Consider the following 22164-nt stretch of genomic DNA (forward strand, 5'->3'; position numbering starts at 1 on the left):
CGACGCCGTCGGGAACCAGACTCCGTCGCCGGCCGCACAGCGCTCAGATCATGTTCTTGCGGGTGAGCCAGTGCATCACCGGCCATCCGACGAAGACCGGCAGCCAACACGTCAGGACGCGGTAGAGGAGAACTCCGGGAACGGCGACGGCGGACGGCACCCCGAACGCGGCCAGACCACCGATCAACGCGGCCTCGACGGCCCCGACGCCGCCGGGTGTCGGGGCAGCCGATGCCAGAGTCCCGCCGACCATCGTGACCACAGTCACCGTGATGAACGACACGGTGCCCCCGAAAGCGTGCACGCTCGCCCACAATGCGAGCGCACCGCCGAGAGTTGTTGCGCCGCAACCGAGTGTGATGATCGCAAGACGCCGCGGCTCGCGCGCGACTGCTCGGAGATCGGCGAGCACCTCCCGCAACTTCGGGCCGAGAGACGCACCGAGCCAATGTCGGAGCTTGGGGATGAACAAGAAGAGTCCGAGTGCCCCGAGCACGATGCCGGCCACCAGGTAGAGCACCGTGGCCGAGGGGACGAAATGCGACAGGTCGGCCGACGTGCCCGCGATGGCGGTGAAGAACAGCAGGAGCACGACGTGCACGATCACCTGCACACTCTGCTGCAGCGCAACGGCAGTGGTCGCACGCACTCCGCCGAGCCCTGCCTTCTGGAGAAACCGAGTACTCAGGGCGAGTCCGCCCACACCTGCGGGGGTTGTCGTCGCGGCGAACGTGTTGGCGAACTGCATGACGGTCAGGCGCCACATGCTGGTCAACCCGTCTGCGCACGCCCACAACGCCGCAGCGGCGCCGACGTAGGTGAGCATCGACGCCGCGAGGCCGAGCAGCGCCCACCACCAGTCGAGCGTGCGCAGCTCACTGAAGAACGTGGGAACTGTGCTGATGAACGGATAGGCGACATAGACCAGGGCGACGAGCAGGACGAGTTGGATGATCTGCGAACGGCTGAATCGCGTGATGGTCTCGGCCCGGATCTCGTCGGCACCCGTCTGCGACCGGATCTCCTCCCGCGCCGACGACATCGCGCCTTTACCGTCGGCCACGGCGTCCCGGATCCGCTTCGGCAGGGCCGACGCACTGAGTCGGCGGGACGCGATGAGTACGGCGTCGGCGCCGAATGCGTTGATGGCCGCGGTGACCGCGGCATGAGAGCCGTACAGGTCGGTGGTGGTCACGAGAAGTTGGGCTATGTCGGACTGCAACTGGACGTCGGAGGCACCGAACTCGGCGAAGTGGAATCCGCCGAATCTGACGGCTCCGTCGACGACGGTGATCTGCGGGCCACGCAGATCCCCGTGTGAGATCGCCGCCGAGTGCAGCGCGTGCAGAGCTCCCCACACCTCGGCGACCGGGACGTCGTCGCTGCATGTGTTCAGTGGCGTTCCCTGCGGCGGGGTCCCCGCGAACATCGTCCAGTCGCGGTCGAGCAGAGCGACCGCCAGCGTCGAGCTGTTCGACAGCCCGAGCCCGTCGACGGTCAGCGTCATGAGGCCTCGGTGTTCGACCATGCGATGCACGGAAAGCTGAAGTGGTGCTGTCTCTTCCGACCGCAAGCGGATTTTTCGCCAGAACTCCCGGAGCAGGCCGGCGCTTCGCTGATTGGGCCCGTAGAGGTCGACGATGACGTCACGGTCCGCGGTTGCGACGAGCTCCAGCGGTCCGCGGCTCGCGGGCCGGATCACGCGCATAGCGGTCACCGAGACCCCGCGACGGGCAAGTATCCGCGCCGCGTCCTCCAGGGGCACAACCAGCGCAGGCGTTCCCGCCACCCATACGACCAACGCACCGACGAACCAGCCGGTGGCCAGTCCGAGCACGGCTCGGGCGGGAACGACCGCGCTGACCACCAGGTGGATGGGGACGAACGCCAGCAACAGGATCCACCACCATCGACGCCACCGTGCGGGTAACCAGGGGCCCGACACGGTCAGGACGGCTGCGAGCATCGCAATCCATCGAGGATCGTCGAGGAACTGCGACAACAGTGAGTCCAGTCGTTCGCCTCGATCGAAATGCCAGGTGGGCGCGGCGATACCGTTCTCGCTGACCGAGAGCGCGAGAAAGCTGATCGCGGCCGCCGTCGCGTACGCCCACAGCAGGCGCCACTGCCGCGCCGCGAGGAGACCGACCAGGATCATGAACGGTAGAGCGAGAATTGCGATGCCGTACGCGAGGTAGACCAGGCCTGCCTGCGTGGGGGTGAGGACGCCGACGATGTCGGAGATGGACTTTTCCAGCGCCACCCAGTCGCCTCGGGTGATGAGCGAACTCACGACCACGACGATCAACACCATCGCCGAGACGACCAGCCGGAAGATGTCCGACGTGCGTCGGATCAGTGGCTGCAGGAGATCACCGGTGACCGTGATCTCGCGTCCGTCCACATCCATCGGCTGTTCGTGTCTTTCCACGGTCCAGGTGCGCCGACGATCTGCCGGGCGTAATAGACCCCAACATATCGGCACGACGCCCGACAACCCGGGAGGTGAGGGCTAGCGGAAAGCCGTCTGTGTACTCGCCGACACCGCTTTGCCGAGAGCCACGAGGTCGGAGTCGGCATGCGATTGGCGGACGTAGACCTGGAGGTCGGCGACCGCCTGGGCGTGTTCGGCGTCGTGCACGAGCGGCCCCGGACCCAGCGCCCGGTTCACCCGGTCGATCACGGCACCAGCGACCTGTTCCACCGACCAGCGCACGATCAGTGCCCGTCGGCGGGCAAGTTCGGCGTCGTGTGGAGCGCCGTCGACGGCGCGAGCGGTGTCGTCGAGGAGCGCGACGGCGCTCGCGAGATGAGCCTCGACCGCGCCGAGGTGCATCAGCAGGATGTCCGATGGCGCTCGCGTGGTGTCCGCCACGGCGGCATAGAGCACGTCGGCGACCTTGTGCGCACCACCCGCCCAGCATGCCGCCACTCCGATCCCGCCATGCCAGAAACCGGAGCGGTCGAGGTAGGCGCCGGGCGCACCGATCGGTTCTGCGGCAACGTTGTCGAGGATCACCGTGCCCGTCTCTGTCCGGTCCATACCCGTATTGGTCCAGTCGGTGAGCTCCCGACGCACACCCGCGGCGTCGAGCGCGACGGCGAACAGTCGGCGTGCAGACCCGGCGTCGACGTCTGCGGTGATCAGGGCGTGGGTGCACGAGACGACACCGGAACACCACGGCTTGGCTCCCGAGAGCGTCCAGCCACCGTCGGCGCCGGATACGGCGGTTACCCGTGGGTGTGGGGGCTCAGCCGCCCACACGCCCCAGAACTGCTCGGGCGCAGTCCCGCACCCGGCCAGTTCGTGCAGGATCGCGTCGGCATCGAGGTGGGCTTCCACGAGCCGTCCGACGGCGATGTCGACGTGGCACAGATCCCGCAGCGTCTGCCACCGTGCCCCGGTGGCTCCGCCGCCCGGATACGGCGCAGCAGGCGCACTGTCGAGGATGCTCCGTGCTCGCTGTGCTGCGGTCCCCGTCATGCGTGCCCCTCGGCGGCGGGAACGGCCAGCGCCCGAAGGTGCGCCGCGAAACCGTGTGCCGCCCGCCCGTGCGCGCGGGTCGAGGTCACCACGGGAGCGTGCGCAGACGCGACCACCCGCGCACCAAGGGCACGCACGCGAGACACCAGGTCGACGTCCTCTCCATGTGCGAGGGGAGCGAACCCGCCTACCGCGTGATAGATCGCGGCCCGCATCCCGAGGTTCGCGCCGTGGATGTGGCCGTGTCCCTCCTTCTGGCTGTAGCCGCGCAGGTACCGCTGTTCGACGCCCGGTGCCCACGCAGTGAAATCGTCGGGCGTGACGGTCCCGAGGTAGCAGTCGACCCCCCGATCTCCGAAATCGAGTTGCTGTTCGAGCCAGTTCGGCGGCACTCGGCTATCCGCATCGGTACTGGCGTACCAGGTCCGTGCCGAGTCGGCGGCGGACCCGTGTCCGTGTCTGGCGAAACCCTCGCGTCGGGCTGCGCCGACGGAGGCGAACGCGCAGGAGATCACGTCTATGCCCGGCGGCACTCGCCGCGCTGTCGCGTCCGTACACGCGTCGAGAACGACGGTCACCTTCACCGAGCGCGTCGTGTTGCCGGCCGCGGTGAGCACGCTCGACAGACAGTCGTGGAGCAGGTCTTCTTCATTGTGGGCGGGAACCACCACGACAACCCGGTTGATCGTCGCCGGCCGCGACGACACGTCGGGTCCGCGCGACTGCGCCGGTGAAGCAGAGAAAACTGATGCACGCACGGTGAGGCCCCCCGGGAGAGGTCGGACGATCGCGGTGCCCAGTGGCTCAAGGCGTGCTCTCCAGTCTAGCCGGACAGTCGCACGATGCCGGGTTCGAGTCAGGCGGCACGCTCCATCGCGAGCAGCGCGGACTTCACCTCCACCCCGCCGAGGTATCCGCCGAGTGTCCCGTCCGTGCGCAGGACGCGGTGGCACGGGACGACCACGGGTAGGGGATTGGTGGCACACGCTGTGCCGACGGCACGCACCGCCTTCGGGTTGCCGACCTGGTGAGCGAGTTGGGCATAGGTCACGGTATGCCCGTACCCGATGGTGGGCAGGGATCGCTGGACCTGCTGTCTGAATCCTGACGACAGCCGGTAGTCGAGTGGCAGCGCGAAATCCTGTCGGCGGCCGTCGAAGTACTCACCGAGCTGTACGGCCGCATCGTCGAGCATCGTTGGTGCGCAAAGGATTCGAGAACTCACGCGCCGTGCCAGGTCGTCGAGGACGGCGTCGAAGCCCTCGCTCTCGAAGGCGACCCGGACCAAACCCACCGTGGTTGCAGCCAGCAGGAGCCGTCCGATCTCGGTGTCGACGACACGGTAACCGACGTCGACGATGTCCTGTTGCAGCGCAACGGATTCCAGCCGCGAATGCAGATTGTCGAGGTCGCGTTCCGCGACGGGGAGGTCGGCTACCGCGGCGTGCCGGTTCTCGGTGTCGTCACTCATGGTCGTACAGTCCTCGTGGGTTGTCGGGTTCGGCGAGTATCCGCCGCAGAGTCTTCATCCCGTCGGCAGCGGCACGTCGAACCGCGTCGGGGGAGCTGTTCAGCAACTGAGCGGTCTCGGTGTGGGGGAGACCGCCGACGTAGTGGTAGGCGATGGCGAGCCGCTGACGGTCGGGGAGGCGGGCAACGGCATCCCAGACGCCGAGGTCGCCGACAGCATCTGTGTGCTGTTCTCCCGCTTCCGGAATCGTCGCCGTTGGTACCGCCCGACGGTGACGGCCACGAAGAACATCGACGACCTTGCGCTGGGCGACACGCACCAGCCAGGCTTCGACGTTGGTGTCGTCGGCGAGGTCAGGCCACGCGCGTAGAGCTGCGAGAAAGGTCTCCGACCAGGCATCGTCGGCGTCCGCGCCGGCACCGAGCGCTGCCCGACACACCCGCAGCACCGTGGCGCCGTGGATCGATACCGCTCTCTCGAAAGGTTCATTCATGGCCATCACACGGTAGACGCAGGAGAGCATCGGAATGTGAGATCACGTTCTGCCCGTTGTCCACACACCCTCAGAACAGTCGCGACGCCGTGATCTCCGCGGGCTCCTCGAGTTCGAGCAGACGTCGCTTACGATCGAGTCCGCCGGCATATCCGGTCAGCGATCCGTCGGCTCCGACCACCCGGTGACATGGGATCACGATCCCGACGGGATTGCGGCCGACGGCCTGCCCGACGCGTTGGGCCTGACGGGGAGCGCCGATCGCCGCGGCCACTGCTCCGTAGGTCGTCGTCGTGCCGTAGGGGATCTCACGCAACGCGGCCCACACGGCCTCGCGAAACGGATCCCCGAAGGTCTGGACCGGGATGTCGAAGTCCGTGCGCTTCCCGGCGAGATAGTCGATCAGTTGCGTCGACGTCGTGTCGAGCAACGTGTCGGCCACCACGTGGAGGCCCAGGTCGGGACGGTGGCGCTGGTCGACGAAGTAGAGACCGGTGATCGCATCGCCGGTGGCGGCGATGACCACGCCGCCCAGTGGGGTGTCGATCGTCGTGAATCGGGCGTCCCGGCTGCTCATCTCAGTCGTCCTCCTGTGCTCGAGCGTGCGTGCCATGGGGAAGACGCACCAGGGCGACAGAACGTGAGAACCGAAGCCGATCCAACAGCGATCGCGGGCGAGGTCAGCACCCCACCGCACGTGGCGTCGGTTCGATCGGCAGTCGTCACCGGTCGACGTCGTCCGGAGAATTCACCTGCTTGTCGAACGACACGTCGATCTCCTCGAATCCCTTGCTGCGCTGTGCCTGCGCCTGCGCCGTGTAGGCCGCCTCGTCACCTGGCGTCAAGACGACGTTGTCGGTGAAGGGCGTGAGGACCGATCGGGGATAGAGCTTGTCGACACGCACGGCATTGCTTTCGAGGCAGAAGATGATCAGGACCGCTGCCACATACAGAAAGGCGAGCAGGCCGAGCACCACGGCGAAGATGCCATTGGTCGCGCTCGACCTGACGATCACCCGTTGCACGTAGACGCTGCCGAACGTCTGCAGTGCCTGCCAACACAGTGCGGCAGCGATCGCGCCGGGCAACACATCACGCACGCTGACCGAGCGCGCCGTGCCGATGACGAACGCAATGGTGAAGACGATGGTGTACAGCAGAATCGATGCCACGATGGCGAGCGGCCTGCCCACGGATCCGAGGTCGATGGCAGCGATCACACCGTTCAGCACCGTCAGCCCGACGATCGAACCGCCGATGGTGAGCAACAGGCCCGCACCTTTGACGCGTGCCTGGATCGGGTTGGGACGTTCGTTGCGTGGCACGTTCCAGATGATGTTCATCGCGTTCTGGATGGCTACCGCAACTCCGAGACCACCGTAGATCGCACCGACAGCACCGATGGTCACCGCGAGGCCACTGCCACTGATCGTGCCGGTGTCACGGAGTTGCGAGCCGATGACGGGAATCTGCGACAGCGCGGAATCGAGGATGCGATTCTCGAGCTCCGGATTGTTGTGCAACACGATCCCGAGAATCGAGGTGAAGACCAGAAGCAACGGGAACAGTGAGACGAATCCGTAGTACGCGATGAGCGCTGCGAGATAGCCACCCTGGTCGTCGAAGAACTTGTAGACGACTGCGAGCGGATAGCCGGTCGCGGGGTGCTTACGTTGAAAAGCGTCAATGCGCTCGGAAAAAGACATTCACGCGCCTTCCCGTCACCCCATCCCCAGGCGACGATCGGCGTGAGTCGCTGGTCACTGTCGTGTCCAAGTCTATTGGCGGCTCAGTGCCATCGGGCTGCGACTCGCCGCAGTCCCACTGCCACGCAAGCGGCTCTCACCCCGGGACGAAGTGAGAGCCGTTTGCGGTCCTCGGTTGCTGATGTCAGCTGTCGAGCACTACTGCGCAGGAACGACCTTGCCGTTGACGGTGACCTCTACCTTGTCCGTCGACGCGGTCCAGGTGATCTTCCCGTGTTCGAATGTGGAGGTCTTCACGCCGTTTTCGTCGGTCTCGTCGCTGGTCGCCGTTCCGAGCGGACCCTGCGAACCGCCCTTCCCGTCAGCCGACGGATTGCCCTCGGCGTCACGCTTCACATTCCAGGCATCGCGGATCTTGCCCCATGTGATGTATGCCGGAGTCGACTCCTCGCTGTTCTTCGCGGTGATGACGCCACCGGCGAACTGCTGGAACACCACGCCGTTCTCGCCGGTCCCCGATGCTTCAGCGCCCGTGCTCGGTGCCCCGAGATCTGTCTTCTGTTGCTCGGTGGCGGCCTTGTACTTGGCCGCGATCGGGCCGGTCAACTTGACAGTGCTGCCGTCGGCGGCCTTCAGGTCGACCGATGCACCGGCAGCCGCCGAGCCCGACATACCGGCCATGCCCTCCATGCCGGATGTTCCCTCGGCAGCCGACGACGGCGACGATGCCGCCGAATTCGAATCGTTGTCGTCACTGCAACCGGCAGCGATGAGTGTCACTGCCGATGCCGCCGCCACAAGGCCCGCGATGCGACGAGTGCTCTGCTTCATTGGTTCCCCTTCGTTTCTGACTCTGGGTGTGCGCTCTGAGAAGAACGCCGTAGCGACGGTAAACACAGCCACAGGAACAGCACGAATACAACGCGCGGACCGGTGCAGTGTTGCAATGTTCCGCCACGAAAACCGACATACCCGACGGAGATCGTGTCCCTATTGTGAGTTCGACCGGTGCCACATCGTGTACACGCGCGGGAATATGTCGGGCGAAGGTGCAGTTGAAGGAGTCGACGGTGTTGGATTCACTGCCCCGGGTCCCACCCTTCACCGCTTCGAGCGGACTATTTGCCGAGAGGCGCATTGACCGGCACCGTCATTCGCAGAAACCGCCGACCCCGAAAGGTCGGCGGTTTCTGCTGTCCCACAACAATTCATCTTGATCGCGGGTCCAGAACGGGTCCGTGCGACTAGCGTCGATATTGTTCGAGCTCGATCCGATCCGAGCCATCCGGCTCGACGACATGAGGTGAGACGCGCGTGTATCGAAGCAACGGGAATTTCGAAGCGTTCGGTCGGCCAGAAAAGCCGGCGGGGATCGATGGAAAGACCGCCCATTTCGTCGGGTCCGGATTGGCGTCTCTCGCGGGTGCGACCTTCCTCATCCGCGACGCGCAGTTGCCGGGCGACAAGATCACCATCTACGAGGAGCTGGGGCTGCCGGGTGGCAGCATGGACGGAATCCTCGACGAGCACAAGGGTTTCATCATCCGGGGTGGTCGCGAAATGGAAGCTCACTTCGAGACGCTCTGGGACCTGTTCAAATCGATACCCTCCCTCAGCGTCGAAGACGCGTCCGTGCTCGACGAGATGTACTGGATCCACAAGATCAATCCCAGTTCGAATCCTGCACGGGCGATTCACGACAAAGGCGCGAAGATCGACCACCTGACCGATCTCACCCTCACCCGCGGAGCGGCAGAAGAACTGATGAAGCTCGTTCTGACGCGCGAGGAAGATTTGCAGGACAAGCGGATCGACGAGGTCTTCGGCAAGGAGTTCTTCGAGTCTCACTTCTGGTTGTACTGGGCGACGATGTTCGCGTTCGAACCCTGGGCCAGCGCACTGGAGATGCGACGGTACACCTTGCGCTTCATTCACCACATCTCGACACTGTCGGATCTCACGTCACTTCGCTTCACCCGGTACAACCAGTACGAATCCCTGATCAAGCCGTTGGTTGCCTATCTCGAGGGTCATGGTGTCAAATTCGTCTACAACACCCAGGTCGACAACATCGACCTCGACAGCACCGGGTCGTCCAAGCAGGCCAAACGTATCCACCTGACCGAAAACGGCGAATCCAAGACCGTTGATCTCACCGAGAACGACCTGGTCTTCGTGACCAATGGTTCGATCACCGAGTCGTCGACCTATGGCGACAACGACACACCGGCGGCTGTGGTCACCGACAACGGTGGCGCGTGGTCACTGTGGAAAAACCTTGCCGGCCAGGATGCGTCACTGGGTAAGCCCGAGAAGTTCTGCGAGAACATCCCCGACGCCAACTGGAGCATCTCGGCCACCGTCACGCTGACCGACGACAAGATCTGGCCGTACATCGAGAAGATCACGGGACGTGATCCACGGGACGGGGAAATCGTCACGGGCGGCCCCTGCACCATCGCCGACTCGAGTTGGCTCTACGGATTCACCGTGAGCCGCCAACCCCATTTCGCAGCTCAGGATCCGCAGAAGGAACTGGTGGTCTGGCTCTACGGGCTCTTCTCGGACAAGCCCGGCGACTATGTGAAGAAGACGATCCGCGAATGCACGGGAGCAGAGTTGTGTGCCGAGTGGCTCTACCACATGGGAGTGCCGAGCGACCAGATCGATGGTCTCGCTCACGATTCGGCCTCGACGGTGCCCTGCAACATGCCCTACATCACGTCGTACTTCATGCCGCGGGCACTTGGCGACCGCCCACTCGTGGTACCGAAGGACTACTCGAACCTCGCGTTCATCGGCAACTTCGCGGAAACCGAGCGTGACACGGTCTTCACCACCGAGTATTCGGTCCGCACGGCGATGGAGGCCGTGTACACACTGCTCGGCGTCGACCGCGGAGTCCCCGAGGTGTTCGACTCGTCCTTCGACGTCCGAGTGCTGCTCTCGTCGATCTACTACCTGAACGACCGAAAGTCGTTGACCGAGATCAAGTTCCCGTTCATCGAGAAGCTGATCGGAAAGGCTGCCCTGAAGAAGATCGAGGGCACCTACATCGAAGAGCTGCTGCAGGACGCCAAGCTGATCTGAGCAGTCCTGCCCTCGCGCTCCAGACGCAGCCCGAACTGGTGGACGCGGTCGGTGTACCGGCTGCGTCCACCAGCACAGGCAGCGTTTGGGCATGTGCACCCCTTTCCTGAGCGGAGCTCCTCGACGAGCTCCGCTCACTGATCGGTAGCGTCGACGTGGAAGAATCCCGCAACTCCACGAAAGACGGTGCCCATGGCCGACGTCGACGTCAGTATCGACTCTGAACTCTCTCCCGAGCACGCATGGAGCATGGCGTCCGACCTGTCACGCTTTCCCGAATGGATGACGATCTTCGGCGGTTGGCGCAGTGAACTGCCCGACGAGATCACCGAGGGAACCGAGATCTCCTCACTCATCAAGGTGAAGGGCTTCCGCAACGTCATCCACTGGACGGTCACCGAATACGATGCGCCTCATACGATTTCGTTGACAGGCCACGGTCACGGAGGTGTGCGCATAGCGCTTCGGATGACCGTGTCGGAGACCGACGCGGGCTCACGCTTCCATCTCCACGCCAGCCTCGACGGCGGTCTGCTGAGCGGCCCGATCGGTCGGTTCGTCGCGAAGATCATCACCTCCGACGTGCGACGCTCCATCGAGAACCTCGCGGCATTGCGCTAGCGGTCGTCGACCTTGCCGGGTCCGATATGTGCGGTATTTCTGTCTGCCGATAGGGTCGCAGCAGATGTGCTCGGGCCATGTGTTCGCAACCCAGCGATCGAGGACCAGGCCGACTCGCGATGTCGCGGTAGTTCGCACCGGCCCTGTCACGCTGAGCGCAGGAAAGGTGTTGGCGACATGTCGAAGGTCGACGAGACGGTGCAGGACCTCTACGACGAGGTGGTGGCACGCAATCCGGGAGAGGCGGAGTTCCACCAAGCTGTGCGCGAGGTCTTCGACAGTCTCGGGCCGGTGGTGGCCAGGCACCCGCACTACGCGGACGCCGGGATCATCGAGCGCCTCTGTGAGCCGGAACGCCAGATCATCTTCCGCGTGCCGTGGGTCGACGACGCTGGGCGCGTGAGGATCAACCGTGGGTTCCGCGTCGAGTTCAACTCAGCACTCGGGCCATACAAGGGTGGACTGCGGTTTCATCCGAGCGTGTACCTCGGAGTGGTCAAGTTTCTCGGCTTCGAGCAGATCTTCAAGAATGCACTCACCGGCCTGCCCATCGGGGGCGGCAAGGGCGGGTCGGACTTCGATCCGAAGGGACGCTCCGACGGCGAGATCATGCGGTTCTGCCAATCGTTCATGACCGAGCTGTATCGCCACCTCGGTGAGCACACCGACGTCCCGGCCGGAGACATCGGTGTCGGCGGACGTGAGATCGGTTACCTGTTCGGTCAGTACAAACGCATCACCAACCGCTACGAATCAGGTGTCCTCACCGGAAAGGGTCTGTCGTGGGGTGGATCCCAGGTACGCACCGAGGCCACCGGATACGGAGTGGCGTTCTTCATCCGCGAGATGCTTCGTGCGCGGGGAACGGATTTCGACGGTAGGCGGGTCGTCGTCTCCGGCTCGGGAAACGTGGCGTTGTACGCGATCGAGAAGGTGCACCAACTCGGTGGCCGGGTCATCGCGTGCTCGGACTCTGCCGGTTACGTCGTCGACGAGGAGGGTATCGACCTCGACCTGCTCAAGCAGATCAAGGGCGTCGAGCGCGGGCGGGTATCCGACTATGCGGCCCTCCGCGTCGGCGCGGCCCGCTTCGTGTCGTCGGGCTCGATCTGGGATGTACCGACAGAAATCGCTATTCCCTGCGCCACGCAGAACGAGCTCACCGAAGCCGACGCGGATCGTCTTGTCGGGAACGGCTGCGCGATCGTCGCCGAGGGCGCGAACATGCCCGCGACCCGCGAGGCCATCAAGACATTCGCGAAGTCGACGGTCGCGTTCGCCCCTGGCAAGGCCGCCAACGCGGGCGGTGTCGCCACCAGTGCACTGGAGATGCAGCAGAACGCCTCTCGTGACTCGTGGAGCTTCGAGTACACAGAGACACGACTCGCCGACATCATGCGCGGGATCCACGAGAACTGCCTACGCACAGCCGACGAGTACGGATCTCCCGGCGACTACGCGCTCGGCGCGAACATCGCCGGGTTCACCCACGTGGCCGACGCCATGCTCGCGCTCGGGGTGATCTGACAGGGATCCTCGCACTGGGTCGGTTGCCATTACTCGACCGCTTCGGCACGGTGGAGTGATGAGCGAACAAACGAGTGTCACGGTAGAACGAGTCATCGACGCACCGGCCGACGAGGTGTTCGACGTGTTGAGCAACCCGCAGCGGCACCCGGAACTCGACGGTTCCGGGTTCGTGCGCAGCGTCGACCACGCCGATCGCATTCAGAAGGTCGGCGAGGTGTTCACCATGAACATGGAGGGCGCGCACATGGGTGGCGAGTACAAGACCGACAATCACGTCACCGGTTACGCCAAGGACAAGCTTCTCGCCTGGCAGACGGCGCCCGCAGGCACCGAGCCGCCCGGGTGGGAGTGGGTCTGGGAACTGGAGGCACAGGGCCCGGACAAGACTCTCGTACGGCACACCTATGACTGGTCGAAGGTCACGGACAAGGATCTCCTGAAGAAGGTGAGCTTTCCGCTGGTGACCGAGGATCAGCTGGAAGACACCCTGGGCCGACTGGCCGCTGCTGTCAGCAGCTGAGCGAGGTGGGGTAGTCGACCGACCGATGAGTTCAGCGCTCGCGCGGAGTCTCATAGAGGTGAGGGGCTTCGCCCTCACTGACGACGGAGACGAGGAGCGTTCGATGGCTCGCAGAGCGCAGGTACGGGTGGATCTGATGAACGTGTCCCTCGACGGCTATGCCGCGGGTGACCACATCACGATCGACGAACCCATCGGCGGCGCGGGGGAGTTGTTCGCCAACTTCGACGGCCGCGTGATCGCCGGTGTGCAGAATGCCGATGCGCCCATCGGCGCCGACGGCCTGTTCAACAGTTTGTGGGGGCAGGGCATCGGTGCGGAGATCATGGGTCGCGGCAAGTTCGGGCCCCAGCAGGGGCCGTGGCCCGACGACGGATGGCGCGGATGGTGGGAGGACGAGCCTCCCTTCGAGACACCGGTAATCGTGCTGACACACTACGAGCGCGCACCCATCGAGTTCGCGAATGGGACGGTGTTCCATTTCGTCGACGCAACGCCCGCGCGAGCATTGGAGCAGGCTCTCGAGCTGGCGAACGGGCTCGACGTGCGCATCGGTGGGGGACCGACGACGGTCAACGAGTTTCTGCGGGACGACCTCGTCGACGCGATGCACCTCACCGTGCAGCCCATCGTGCTCGGCGAAGGAACGTCGTTGTGGTCGGGACTGGGCGGAATTCACACACGCTTCGACATCGAGTCGGTGACAACATCGACGGGATTGATACATCAGTTCTGGAACCGGCTGCGGGACAACAGAAACTAGGCAGTCGTCACCAACGGCGCGTCGAACCTCTTCTGGCGCAGTCAATGCACTGACGCGCCGCGGGCAGAACCTCGAGGCGTTCGGGATCGATGGGCCTACCGCACGTCTCGCAGCGGCCGTACGATCCGTGTTCGACGCGCTCGAGCGCCGAATCGAGCTCTGCGAGCCGCACTCTCGATCGTTCCAACTGGGCGACCAATTGTCCGCGCTCGACGGCGAGCGTCGACCCTTCCGGGTCGTGCTCGTCGTCGGACGCCGCGTCTGCGGTCGCCTCGACCACGGCGGTCAAGCGCGCCGACAGGGACTCGATCAGGTCAACCGTGCGTGCGCGCTCGGCGACCAGCGTGTGCGCCGACTGGTCATCCATCTACGCCATGCTACGTATGCATGTCGGACACCACTGCCGCCCGAGTAAACATCCCGGTGAGCACAACCGGTGCTGCCGTCGCGTGAACGTGACAGGTTGACTGTTCATGACCACATCACTCATCCACGACCGCCACCCGCGAGTCGATGCACGACTCTCGTTCGACTTCGACGACGTCTATGCGACGATCGCCGCCGGAGCGGTGGAGCGGGAGCGTTCACGTACTCTGGCGCATTCCGAGGTAGCGCGGCTGTGGGAGCGTCGATTCGGTGCGTTGCGACTGCCGGTCGAGCGTGGAGGCGCAGGCGCCTCGGTGCGAGACCTCTTTTCGGAGCTGATCACGCTCGCTGCGGCGGATTCGAACATCACCCAGGCACTGCGTGTGCACTTCGCCTTCGTCGAGGATCAGCTGATCGCAGGCGACGACAGACACATCGCCGCGATCGCGGACGGCATCCTCGTCGGTAACGCGATCACCGAACCCGGGTCCGGTGCCATCGGCGGCTACCAGACCCGGCTGACGCGGTCAGGTGACGAATGGCGTCTGAACGGGGAGAAGTTCTACAGCACTGGATCGTTATACGCCGATCACATCCTGGTCGCCGCCGATCGCGAAGGTGAACGGGTCAGCGTCCTCGTCCCCTCCACGCGCGAGGGCGTCAAGCGGATCGACGACTGGCGCGGCTTCGGCCAGCGTCTCACCGCGAGCGGGACAACCCTGTTCACCGACGTCGTGGTCTACGACGACGAGATACTGGGTCCTGGTTACGGAACTGCAGGACCCACCTATGCGACGGCTTACCTGCAACTGTTCCAGCTGGCAGGTCTCGCGGGCATCGCGCAACGCGCCACCGACGACCTCGTTCAGTGGGTGTCGGCGCGGGAGCGAACGTTCACTCATTCGGTCGCCGACCGCCAGCGCGACGACCCCTTGGTCCAGGAGATCGTCGGACGCCTCTCTGCCACAGCCTTTTCCGCTCGATCGAGCGTTCTGGCAGTGGCCGACCTGCTCGATGATCTCCTCGCCACCGACCCCGAGAACGCCGAGGCGATCAGTCACGTCGAGCTCGCCGCGGGCCGGGCGCAAGCGTCTGTCGCTGCGCAGGTGCTGGCGGCGACGAATGAGCTCTTCGAGGTCGGCGGCGCATCGATCGTCGCCGAAGAGACCGCACTGGACAGGCATTGGCGTAACGCTCGCGTGCTCGCCGTACACAATCCGATCAACCAGAAACTGCGCGCCATCGGTGATCATCTGCTCAACGGCACCGATCTCCCGTACGCGTGGAGCGCCGGTGTACGCAACAGCGCAGAATCAACGGGGGAGTGAGACCGAGAAGCTCTGCACCCCGTCGACGCGCAGGTAGTCGACCACGCATGTCCGAAGTCTGAGATGCCGACACTTCTCGTGTGCCGGCGAGCGACCACATCTTTTGACTGCCGAAGCCGCAACGCTGGCGCGGCCGCCGCACGCTGTCTATGCGGACTCACCCGTTCGAAGGCGGCAGCTCACCGATTCGGAAGAACGAATCCCACAGTCCCACATAGGTTGACGAGACAGGGCCGCCGGTCGGGAACGCGTTGGCATCGCCGGGATTTGTCCAGCGATAGGTGACGGTTACGCTGATCGGCGTCGAACCCGTGACCGATACGAATCCTGTCGGTTTCCATGCGGAACCGAGGTACTTCCCGGGACGGAACAGCAAGACGGCGACCGGCGAGGACCCCGTGCCACCTGAGGTCTCGAATTGGGCCCACATGAGGGGCGGACACCAGGGGGTACGGTCACGCGACTTCGAGCTCAGGACCCAGTGCAGATCTTTGCGCCCCAGGGGCGGGCCGATCTGACGAAGTCCACGCTGAACCTCTGACGACGCAGCGGACAAACACGCTCCACCGCCAGACGTCCCGGCCTGGTGTGCACCTGCGGGCGCCGCTACGGCCGGTGCTGCGGCTGCGGTTGCCAGGATTGCCGACGCTGCCAGCGCGCTCAGCATGCTTGTTATACGACGAGACATGGCGCCTCCACTTGATTTCGGACGGAGTTCCCCGGCCTTGTCTGACAGATCGTCGCTGCGGCCGCAGACGTTAGACGTGGGGCGCCATCGATACCCGGCAGTCACGTAATCGTGACTTGGGGGTTGAGAACCTCACTACTCAACTCGCAGCACGACAAGCCTGGTCGAGTCACGTAGTGGATTACGCGGGAGAACGTGCCGCTCACTGAGCACAGTCGAAGAGTCCCAGTCAGCCCAGCACCCATTGGAGACTCAGATGTCTGCTCCCACCGAAGACCCCATCGCAACTGCAACTCAGCCGGAAGTGGCCAACGTCGATGCACGCACCGTCGGCCTCGCAACCGGCGAGGACACCAACGCGCTCGGCCCACTTGCCCAGTTGCCCGGCGTGTGGGCCAATGTCGGTTCCCACGACAACACGCTCGTGGGACGAGGATGGAACATGATCGCGTTGCCGTTCGGCGGAGCCGATGAAGTCCCGTTCCGCTTGTTGCTCAACCAGTTCAACGAGCGTCTCGAGTTCAGCCTCGTCGACAAGAACATCCCCAACAGAGGCGTCGACCAGCTCACGCACACCGAAGCCGACGAATCGATCGCCGCACTCGACTACGAACAGTCGATCATGCAGATCGCCGCTGGCGATTTTCCGCAGACGCCCCTGGCCGGTCAACCCGGAGCCGCGATTCACCATGAACCCGGCTTGTTTCTCCACATGCCCGAACAGGACTCGACGCAGACGACGGACTCCGACTCCTTCAACATCGGTCGGCTCGCGACGATCCCGCACGGCGATTCGGTTCTCGCACTGGGCACTTCCTCTGTCACCGCGGGAATGCCCGACATCGATCCCGTCGACCCACTGCCCGTCGGCGTTCCGCACGACCTGACAGACCCATACCTTGCGCCCTATGTCCACTTCCACAATGTGAATCAGGGGGACAACAAGAACTTCCGTGGTGCTCTCGACCCGACAGATCCCGTTGCCCTGCTCGAACAATCGAACACCAACGTGAACATCACGTCCACCACAACGCTCACGATGTCGACGGTCAACCAGGGCGGCATCACGAATATCCCGTTCGTCACAAAGCAGGCCAACGCCACCGAAATGCATGCCACCTTCTGGATTCAGCAACTCGAGGACACCGATCTGTTCGGTCGTCCCCGCCTGCGACTTCAGTACCTGCAGGTGGTCTTCCTCGAATTCCTGCCGCGAACAGATGGTGTGCCGGGTCTGATCCGGTGGCCGCACATCAGCTTCAACACGATGGAGAAGATCAGCGACACCCCTGATCCGGGATACGGGGCGCTGAAGCTCTTCTGATTCGATGGGCGGGCGAACCGGGAGGGGGCGCCCGCTCATCGGCACCTCCCGCGAGGATCCTGCCCGTGCAGTATTCGCAGAATCGACAGTTCAGTGCGCATTCTGAGCATGCCAGTGACACCGGTCACCCCATATCGTGATCTGTGTTCCAGACGACAGACTGTTCGTCTGATCGATTCTCCAGGAGCATCATGACCGCGCCGAATTGTTCTGCACCACATTCTCTCATCACCGAGGCGACTGCGTCGCAGTCGGAGAGCCTGTGCGCGTGAGCTCGTCGGCTTCCTCAGCGTCGAATCCTCCCGTGGCCGAGTGGATCACGCTGAAGCTACTCGAAGAGGATCCGTTTGCCACTCTCGGTCGGCTGCGGGAATCGGCGCCAGTGCACTGGGTTCCGGCACTGAATCGGTACATCATCACCCGATTCGAGGAGTGCCGCTACGTCGAGACCCGGCCCGACGTCTTCACCGCTGAGCAGGACGGGCATCGAGTCGATCGAACGATCGGACGATCGATGATCCGAAAAGACGACCCCGACCATGCGCGCGAGCGGCTCGCGGCGAATCGCACGTTGCGCGTCCGTGCAGTTGCGGACAGGTGGCGCCCCGTGTTCGAGGCCAATGCCAACCGGCTCCTTGCCGATTTCGTCGATCGCGGTCCGGGAGCCGACCTGAGTGAGGATTTCGCCGCACCGTTGGCTGCGGCGAATGTCGCAGCACTGGTTGGCCTTCCGCACGTGCCACACGACGACGTCGCGCGCTGGTCAGCCACCTTCATGGCCGGAGCGGCCAATCTGGCGGAAGAACCCGACATCTGGGCGAGTGTCGCCGCCGTGAACGCGGAGATCGACGACGCACTCGATGAGGCAGTTGATCGTGTGCGTCGACATCCCGACGGCTCCATCCTCTCCACGATGGTCGAGGCGGGGATGCCACTGGGGACTCAGCGCGCCAATGTGAAGCTGGCGATAGCCGGCGGCATCAACGAACCCAAGCATGCTGTCACCAGTGCGGTGTGGGCACTGTCCACACGCGCCGAGCAACGACGACGAGCAATGGCGGAGCCATCCTTGTTCGAGGCGGTGTTCGAGGAGATCGTGCGCTGGTTGCCGCCCGTGGGCATGATCTCGCGGCGGACGACCCGTGACGTCGAGCTGGGGGGCTTGCTGATCCCGGCCGACGCGCAAGTGGGAGCGTCGCTACATGCGGCGAATCGTGATCCTCGACGATTCGCGAACGCCGACCAGTTCGATTTCGATCGTGATTCCACCGGTCATCTCGGGTTCGGTGCCGGTCCGCACATGTGTGCGGGGCGGTGGGTGGGACAGTGTTCGGTGGGGCAGGTCGCCCTGCCCATGTTGTATTCACGACTGCGCGGGCTGACGGCGAGCGACCCGGAGGGTGCGCACTTTGTCGGATGGACCTTCCGAGGCCTGCAGCAGCTACCCGTGCAGTGGGATTCCGTGACGCGGTTTACCCCGGAACCGACCCGGTCGCCGACGCCCCGTGAGGTCACCGTCACTGAGAAAGTGGTCGAGGCCGAGGGCGTTGCAGCGTAACCCTCGAGCCGATCGAGGGTTACGCCAACTGGGAACCCGGCTCGCACATCACCCTCAAGTTGCCTAACGGGCTGGAGCGTCAGTACTCGCTGTGCGGATCACCGACGGCAGCACATTGGCGGATCGCAGTGCTCGCCGAACCGTCCAGTCGAGGTGGGTCGGACTACATCCACACTCAGCTCCAGGTCGGTGACCGTCTCCCAGTAGTCTCGCCGCGCAACAACTTTCCGCTTGCCCGGTCCGCGCGCTACAGATTCGTCGCCGGTGGCATCGGAATCACACCGATCCTGCCCATGATCGCGCAGGCCGACAGTAATGGCGCTGACTGGTCTCTGCTGTATCTGGGTCGCACTCGCCGTCGCATGGCATTCCTCCGTGAACTCGAACGCTACGGCACCCGCGTCACCGTGTGGCCGAGCGATGAACGGGGGACCGTCGACCTTCGCGGCCATCTGGGCGGGCCGGAGTCCTCACCTGTGTATGCATGTGGGCCGGAGAAACTGCTGGATGCGTTGGAGTCGATGGCTGCAGACTGGTCCGACAGCACGCTCCATGTCGAACGCTTCGTCGCTCGCGCCGTGGACCTACCGAACACTCCGTTCCGAATTCGATTGGCGCACAGCGGTCGAGTACTCGAGGTGCCGTCTGACAAGTCCATCGTCGATGTGCTCGACGACGCTGACGTGGCGATCACCACCTCATGCTTGGAGGGCACCTGTCGCACGTGTGAGACCGGTGTAATCGCCGGAATCCCATGCCACCGGGACTCCACACTCAGCGCCGAAGAACGGCTCGCATCGAAAAGTCTCATGATCTGCGTGTCTCGTTCGAAGACGCCGGAACTCACGCTGGATCTGTGATCGCAGTCGCGACGTCTCTATGCGGCTAGGAGCCTGCATCCGCAGCTTGCGTTGCCGATCCATCGGTGCCGTTGTCGCCTCCGCCTGACGACGGAGTCACCGCCGGTTCAGCATCTGACGGTGCCGAGGACGAGGCTTCGGACTCCGGAGCGGCGCCCGAGTCCTTGCTCGGTGTCGTGTCGGTGGCGGATGTATCCGACGACTGCTGCGTAGCCGCATGCTTAGGTGTGTTCGAACCGCTCGGCGCGAACTGCGACCTCTCACCATCGGGGAGTGCATGGCGTCCGGCGGACGCGGATGTCTCAGCGGTGTCCGACTGTGGGGTCGCGCTCGACGCGCTTTCTGGCTGCGACGTCGGGCTCTCTGGGCTTGCAAGGCCGTGCTCGGTTTTGTCGGCAAGGGTGGCCGACGCGTCGACGGCCCAGTCGGATGCCGCCTTTGCGTGGGCCGAACCCTCGTTGACCGATCGGGTGGCCGCGTCGGCGATCGCCTGCGAGATCTGCGTCGCCGTAGGCGTCACGTACTTCGCAAACAGGGGAGTGAGTACTCTCTCCAACGTTCCGATCGGATCGCTCAGGACCCCGCCAGAGGGATCCTCGATGTTCGCGAGCTGGAACAGCAGCGACGGGCTGAGAGTGATCACCGAGGTCGGGATGTCGCCCAGCAGGTTCGACACGACGTCGGGAACCGCCGACGCCGTGCTCGGACCTGTGCCGATCTGGAAGCCCGGCAACCCGACACCCATGAACGACGGGCCGGTGACCCCGAATCCGTTGGGACCCACATCGAACGAGCCGAGCGAGTACACCAGCGGGACAGTGGTGTCACCGACCTTGATCGTCGCCACCGTCCAACCCGAGTTGTAGGCGATGCCGTCGGGACCGAGGTGGCTCGACTCCAGCAATGACGTTCTCTCCGCGGCCAGGCCGAGCGTCGGGATCGAGAACGTCGCCGACCGCGTTCCCAGAATCGAATTCACCGACTGCCCTGAGGTGGTGACCAAACCCGGGCTCAGCTGCATGCCCGTCGTGAACAGATTGTCGGGCAGGCTGATGCCCGCGGCGAACACCGGCACAGTTGCCACGTAGTCCTCAGCATCGCCCGCCCCTGGCACGATGACCTGTGTGACCGCGCCTTGCCACCCGGCTGAGCTGCCGAGTCTGCCCGCGAAGGTGCTCCCTACCTGCCGCGAGATCACAGAGAATCCGCCGACGTCGATTCCGTCGAGCGCCGACAGCGCACCGGGGATGGCGTCATTGGGGTTGTAGGTCGTGGTCTGGACCTGGTTGCCGTTGTCGTCGGTCTCACCGATCCACTCCGTGCCGTACACCGGGACTTCCGCGGTGACGGCCGGGATCGTGACACATTTGTTGAAAACACATACCCGCTTCTCAGGGGTGATGACCACTATCCGTGTACCGGTCTGCACGACGTGGTTCGAGCCGTTGTCCACGACCAGGGCGTTCGGCGTGTTCAGGTTCTGCGCGAACAGCGCTTTGAGCTGTTCCGACGTGATGCCGTTCACGGAGATGCGGTCTTGATTGATCCAGGTTGTCGACGTCGAGCCGAGGAAACTGGCGCTCCCAGTCCAACGGGAAGTCGTCTGTGACCCTGTCCAGAACCCGAGCGCGTCGTCGATCGACGGGATTCCGGTCAGTTCGCCGGCATGTTGGGACACCTTGTCGCCGCCGACGACTTCTTTGACATCGGCGAGTGTGTTCTGCGCGAGCGTTTGGAGGTTGATCCCGTTGAGCTGTATCAGCGTCGAACCCATCTTCGCGTACACCTGGGCTCCGGAGCCCAGTGTGTCGGCAAGCGGCAGGGCGGCGAGAACCTGAGCGGCCTGGGGGCTGATGCCTGACAAGCTCGTCGACGTACCGGGAATCGAGCTGGAGTCCGGCACAGCCAGCACCAATTTGCCGCCCTCGGTCAACGCTTCGAGGAACGTGAGTTGGCGTGAGGTTGTCGAATGCTCGCTGGTGACCACGGGCACCCAGCCCTCGGGAAGCGACTTGCCGACAGGGGCGAGCAGCGCGATCTGGGTCCGCCCCAGATTGTCAGCGATGGCGATCAGATTCTCGACGGTGCTGTAACTGTTCTCTGCGACCTGATTCGTATTGAGTGAGTCGGCGTAGGCGGAGCCGGCGGCACCCGCTCCGACAGCCAGGCTCGCACCGAGCGCGACGACCGCCTTCTGGATCCGGCGCGACTTGCGTGTCTCCTCGCGGTGGCGCTCTCGTCGCTGTGTTCGGTTGTCGGCGGGCATCATCGTTGTAGTCCTCTCAGAGCTGAAGCTCACGAAAGTAAAGCAGAAAATGCCCGATTCGACGGATTCAATTTGCCAGTTCCGAAGGCTAACGGC

20 protein-coding genes are annotated in these 22164 nt (G+C 64.2%); 9 read left to right on the plus strand and 11 right to left on the minus strand.

The features are described 5' to 3' along the window. Positions 1-43: 43 nt before the first annotated feature. The 8 genes from GOOTI_RS07405 to GOOTI_RS07440 all read right to left on the minus strand — a co-directional run bounded on the left by GOOTI_RS07405 (position 44) and on the right by GOOTI_RS07440 (position 7985). Positions 44-2410, minus strand: a complete 2367-nt coding sequence (locus tag GOOTI_RS07405) for a lysylphosphatidylglycerol synthase transmembrane domain-containing protein (protein WP_007237947.1) — start codon at positions 2408-2410, stop codon at positions 44-46. A 102-nt stretch (positions 2411-2512) separates the two neighbouring features. Continuing rightward, positions 2513-3484 (minus strand): acyl-CoA dehydrogenase family protein, encoded by a 972-nt coding sequence (locus GOOTI_RS07410; RefSeq protein WP_007237948.1) that lies wholly within the window; start codon positions 3482-3484, stop codon positions 2513-2515. Further along, a complete protein-coding gene (locus GOOTI_RS07415) occupies positions 3481-4191 on the minus strand; it encodes a glycosyltransferase family 2 protein (protein ID WP_039993724.1) in 711 nt (236 codons plus the stop codon). The genes GOOTI_RS07410 and GOOTI_RS07415 overlap by 4 nt, the downstream gene beginning before the upstream one ends. A gap of 149 nt (positions 4192-4340) precedes the next feature. Then, entirely contained in the window at positions 4341-4955 is a 615-nt protein-coding gene (locus GOOTI_RS07420) for a methylated-DNA--[protein]-cysteine S-methyltransferase (RefSeq protein WP_007237950.1), read from the minus strand. Then, positions 4948-5448, minus strand: a complete 501-nt coding sequence (locus GOOTI_RS07425; protein WP_039993725.1) for an RNA polymerase sigma factor — start codon at positions 5446-5448, stop codon at positions 4948-4950. The genes GOOTI_RS07420 and GOOTI_RS07425 overlap by 8 nt, the downstream gene beginning before the upstream one ends. Positions 5449-5518: 70 nt before the next feature. After that, positions 5519-6025, minus strand: a complete 507-nt coding sequence (locus GOOTI_RS07430) for a methylated-DNA--[protein]-cysteine S-methyltransferase (RefSeq protein ID WP_007237952.1) — start codon at positions 6023-6025, stop codon at positions 5519-5521. Positions 6026-6170: 145 nt separating this feature from the next. Further along, positions 6171-7154, minus strand: a complete 984-nt coding sequence (locus tag GOOTI_RS07435; RefSeq protein ID WP_007237953.1) for a YihY/virulence factor BrkB family protein — start codon at positions 7152-7154, stop codon at positions 6171-6173. A gap of 198 nt (positions 7155-7352) precedes the next feature. After that, the gene (locus tag GOOTI_RS07440) at positions 7353-7985 is read right to left on the minus strand and encodes an LGFP repeat-containing protein (RefSeq protein WP_007237954.1); all 633 of its coding nucleotides are present in this window, start codon (positions 7983-7985) and stop codon (positions 7353-7355) included. A 483-nt stretch (positions 7986-8468) separates the two neighbouring features. Here GOOTI_RS07440 and GOOTI_RS07445 point away from each other — a divergent pair, with 483 nt between their 5' ends. From GOOTI_RS07445 to GOOTI_RS07465, 5 genes are all read left to right on the plus strand, one after another. Beyond that, positions 8469-10244 (plus strand): oleate hydratase, encoded by a 1776-nt coding sequence (locus GOOTI_RS07445; RefSeq protein ID WP_007237955.1) that lies wholly within the window; start codon positions 8469-8471, stop codon positions 10242-10244. A 192-nt stretch (positions 10245-10436) separates the two neighbouring features. Continuing rightward, positions 10437-10865 carry a type II toxin-antitoxin system Rv0910 family toxin gene (locus tag GOOTI_RS07450; protein ID WP_007237956.1) on the plus strand — a complete coding sequence of 143 codons (429 nt, stop codon included), beginning with the start codon at positions 10437-10439 and terminating at the stop codon, positions 10863-10865. Positions 10866-11042: 177 nt separating this feature from the next. Continuing rightward, a complete protein-coding gene (gdhA, locus tag GOOTI_RS07455) occupies positions 11043-12392 on the plus strand; it encodes an NADP-specific glutamate dehydrogenase (RefSeq protein ID WP_007237957.1) in 1350 nt (449 codons plus the stop codon). 58 nt (positions 12393-12450) lie between these two features. After that, entirely contained in the window at positions 12451-12915 is a 465-nt protein-coding gene (locus tag GOOTI_RS07460) for an SRPBCC family protein (RefSeq protein WP_007237958.1), read from the plus strand. 103 nt (positions 12916-13018) lie between these two features. Continuing rightward, complete coding sequence (locus GOOTI_RS07465; protein WP_007237959.1) at positions 13019-13678, plus strand: dihydrofolate reductase family protein; 660 nt, start codon at positions 13019-13021, stop codon at positions 13676-13678. Between the two features lie 7 nt (positions 13679-13685). Here GOOTI_RS07465 and GOOTI_RS07470 read toward each other — a convergent pair whose 3' ends face one another. Continuing rightward, positions 13686-14045, minus strand: a complete 360-nt coding sequence (locus GOOTI_RS07470) for a TraR/DksA family transcriptional regulator (RefSeq protein WP_007237960.1) — start codon at positions 14043-14045, stop codon at positions 13686-13688. Between the two features lie 106 nt (positions 14046-14151). Here GOOTI_RS07470 and GOOTI_RS07475 point away from each other — a divergent pair, with 106 nt between their 5' ends. Then, positions 14152-15372, plus strand: coding sequence for an acyl-CoA dehydrogenase family protein (locus GOOTI_RS07475; protein WP_007237961.1), 1221 nt, complete (start codon positions 14152-14154; stop codon positions 15370-15372). A gap of 157 nt (positions 15373-15529) precedes the next feature. Here the strand turns inward: GOOTI_RS07475 and GOOTI_RS24705 are convergent, their stop codons facing one another. Continuing rightward, positions 15530-16039 (minus strand): LppP/LprE family lipoprotein, encoded by a 510-nt coding sequence (locus tag GOOTI_RS24705; protein ID WP_051997891.1) that lies wholly within the window; start codon positions 16037-16039, stop codon positions 15530-15532. A gap of 277 nt (positions 16040-16316) precedes the next feature. Here GOOTI_RS24705 and GOOTI_RS07485 point away from each other — a divergent pair, with 277 nt between their 5' ends. The 3 genes from GOOTI_RS07485 to GOOTI_RS07495 all read left to right on the plus strand — a co-directional run bounded on the left by GOOTI_RS07485 (position 16317) and on the right by GOOTI_RS07495 (position 19802). Then, complete coding sequence (locus tag GOOTI_RS07485) at positions 16317-17384, plus strand: heme-binding protein (protein WP_007237963.1); 1068 nt, start codon at positions 16317-16319, stop codon at positions 17382-17384. A gap of 304 nt (positions 17385-17688) precedes the next feature. Next, positions 17689-18942 (plus strand): cytochrome P450, encoded by a 1254-nt coding sequence (locus GOOTI_RS25045; protein ID WP_007237964.1) that lies wholly within the window; start codon positions 17689-17691, stop codon positions 18940-18942. 59 nt (positions 18943-19001) lie between these two features. Next, positions 19002-19802 (plus strand): PDR/VanB family oxidoreductase, encoded by an 801-nt coding sequence (locus GOOTI_RS07495; protein ID WP_233425445.1) that lies wholly within the window; start codon positions 19002-19004, stop codon positions 19800-19802. Positions 19803-19827: 25 nt separating this feature from the next. Here GOOTI_RS07495 and GOOTI_RS07500 read toward each other — a convergent pair whose 3' ends face one another. Continuing rightward, positions 19828-22071, minus strand: a complete 2244-nt coding sequence (locus GOOTI_RS07500) for a hypothetical protein (RefSeq protein WP_007237966.1) — start codon at positions 22069-22071, stop codon at positions 19828-19830. Positions 22072-22164 lie beyond the last annotated feature (93 nt).

The organism is Gordonia otitidis NBRC 100426, assembly GCF_000248075.1.
Lineage (GTDB): Bacteria > Actinomycetota > Actinomycetes > Mycobacteriales > Mycobacteriaceae > Gordonia > Gordonia otitidis.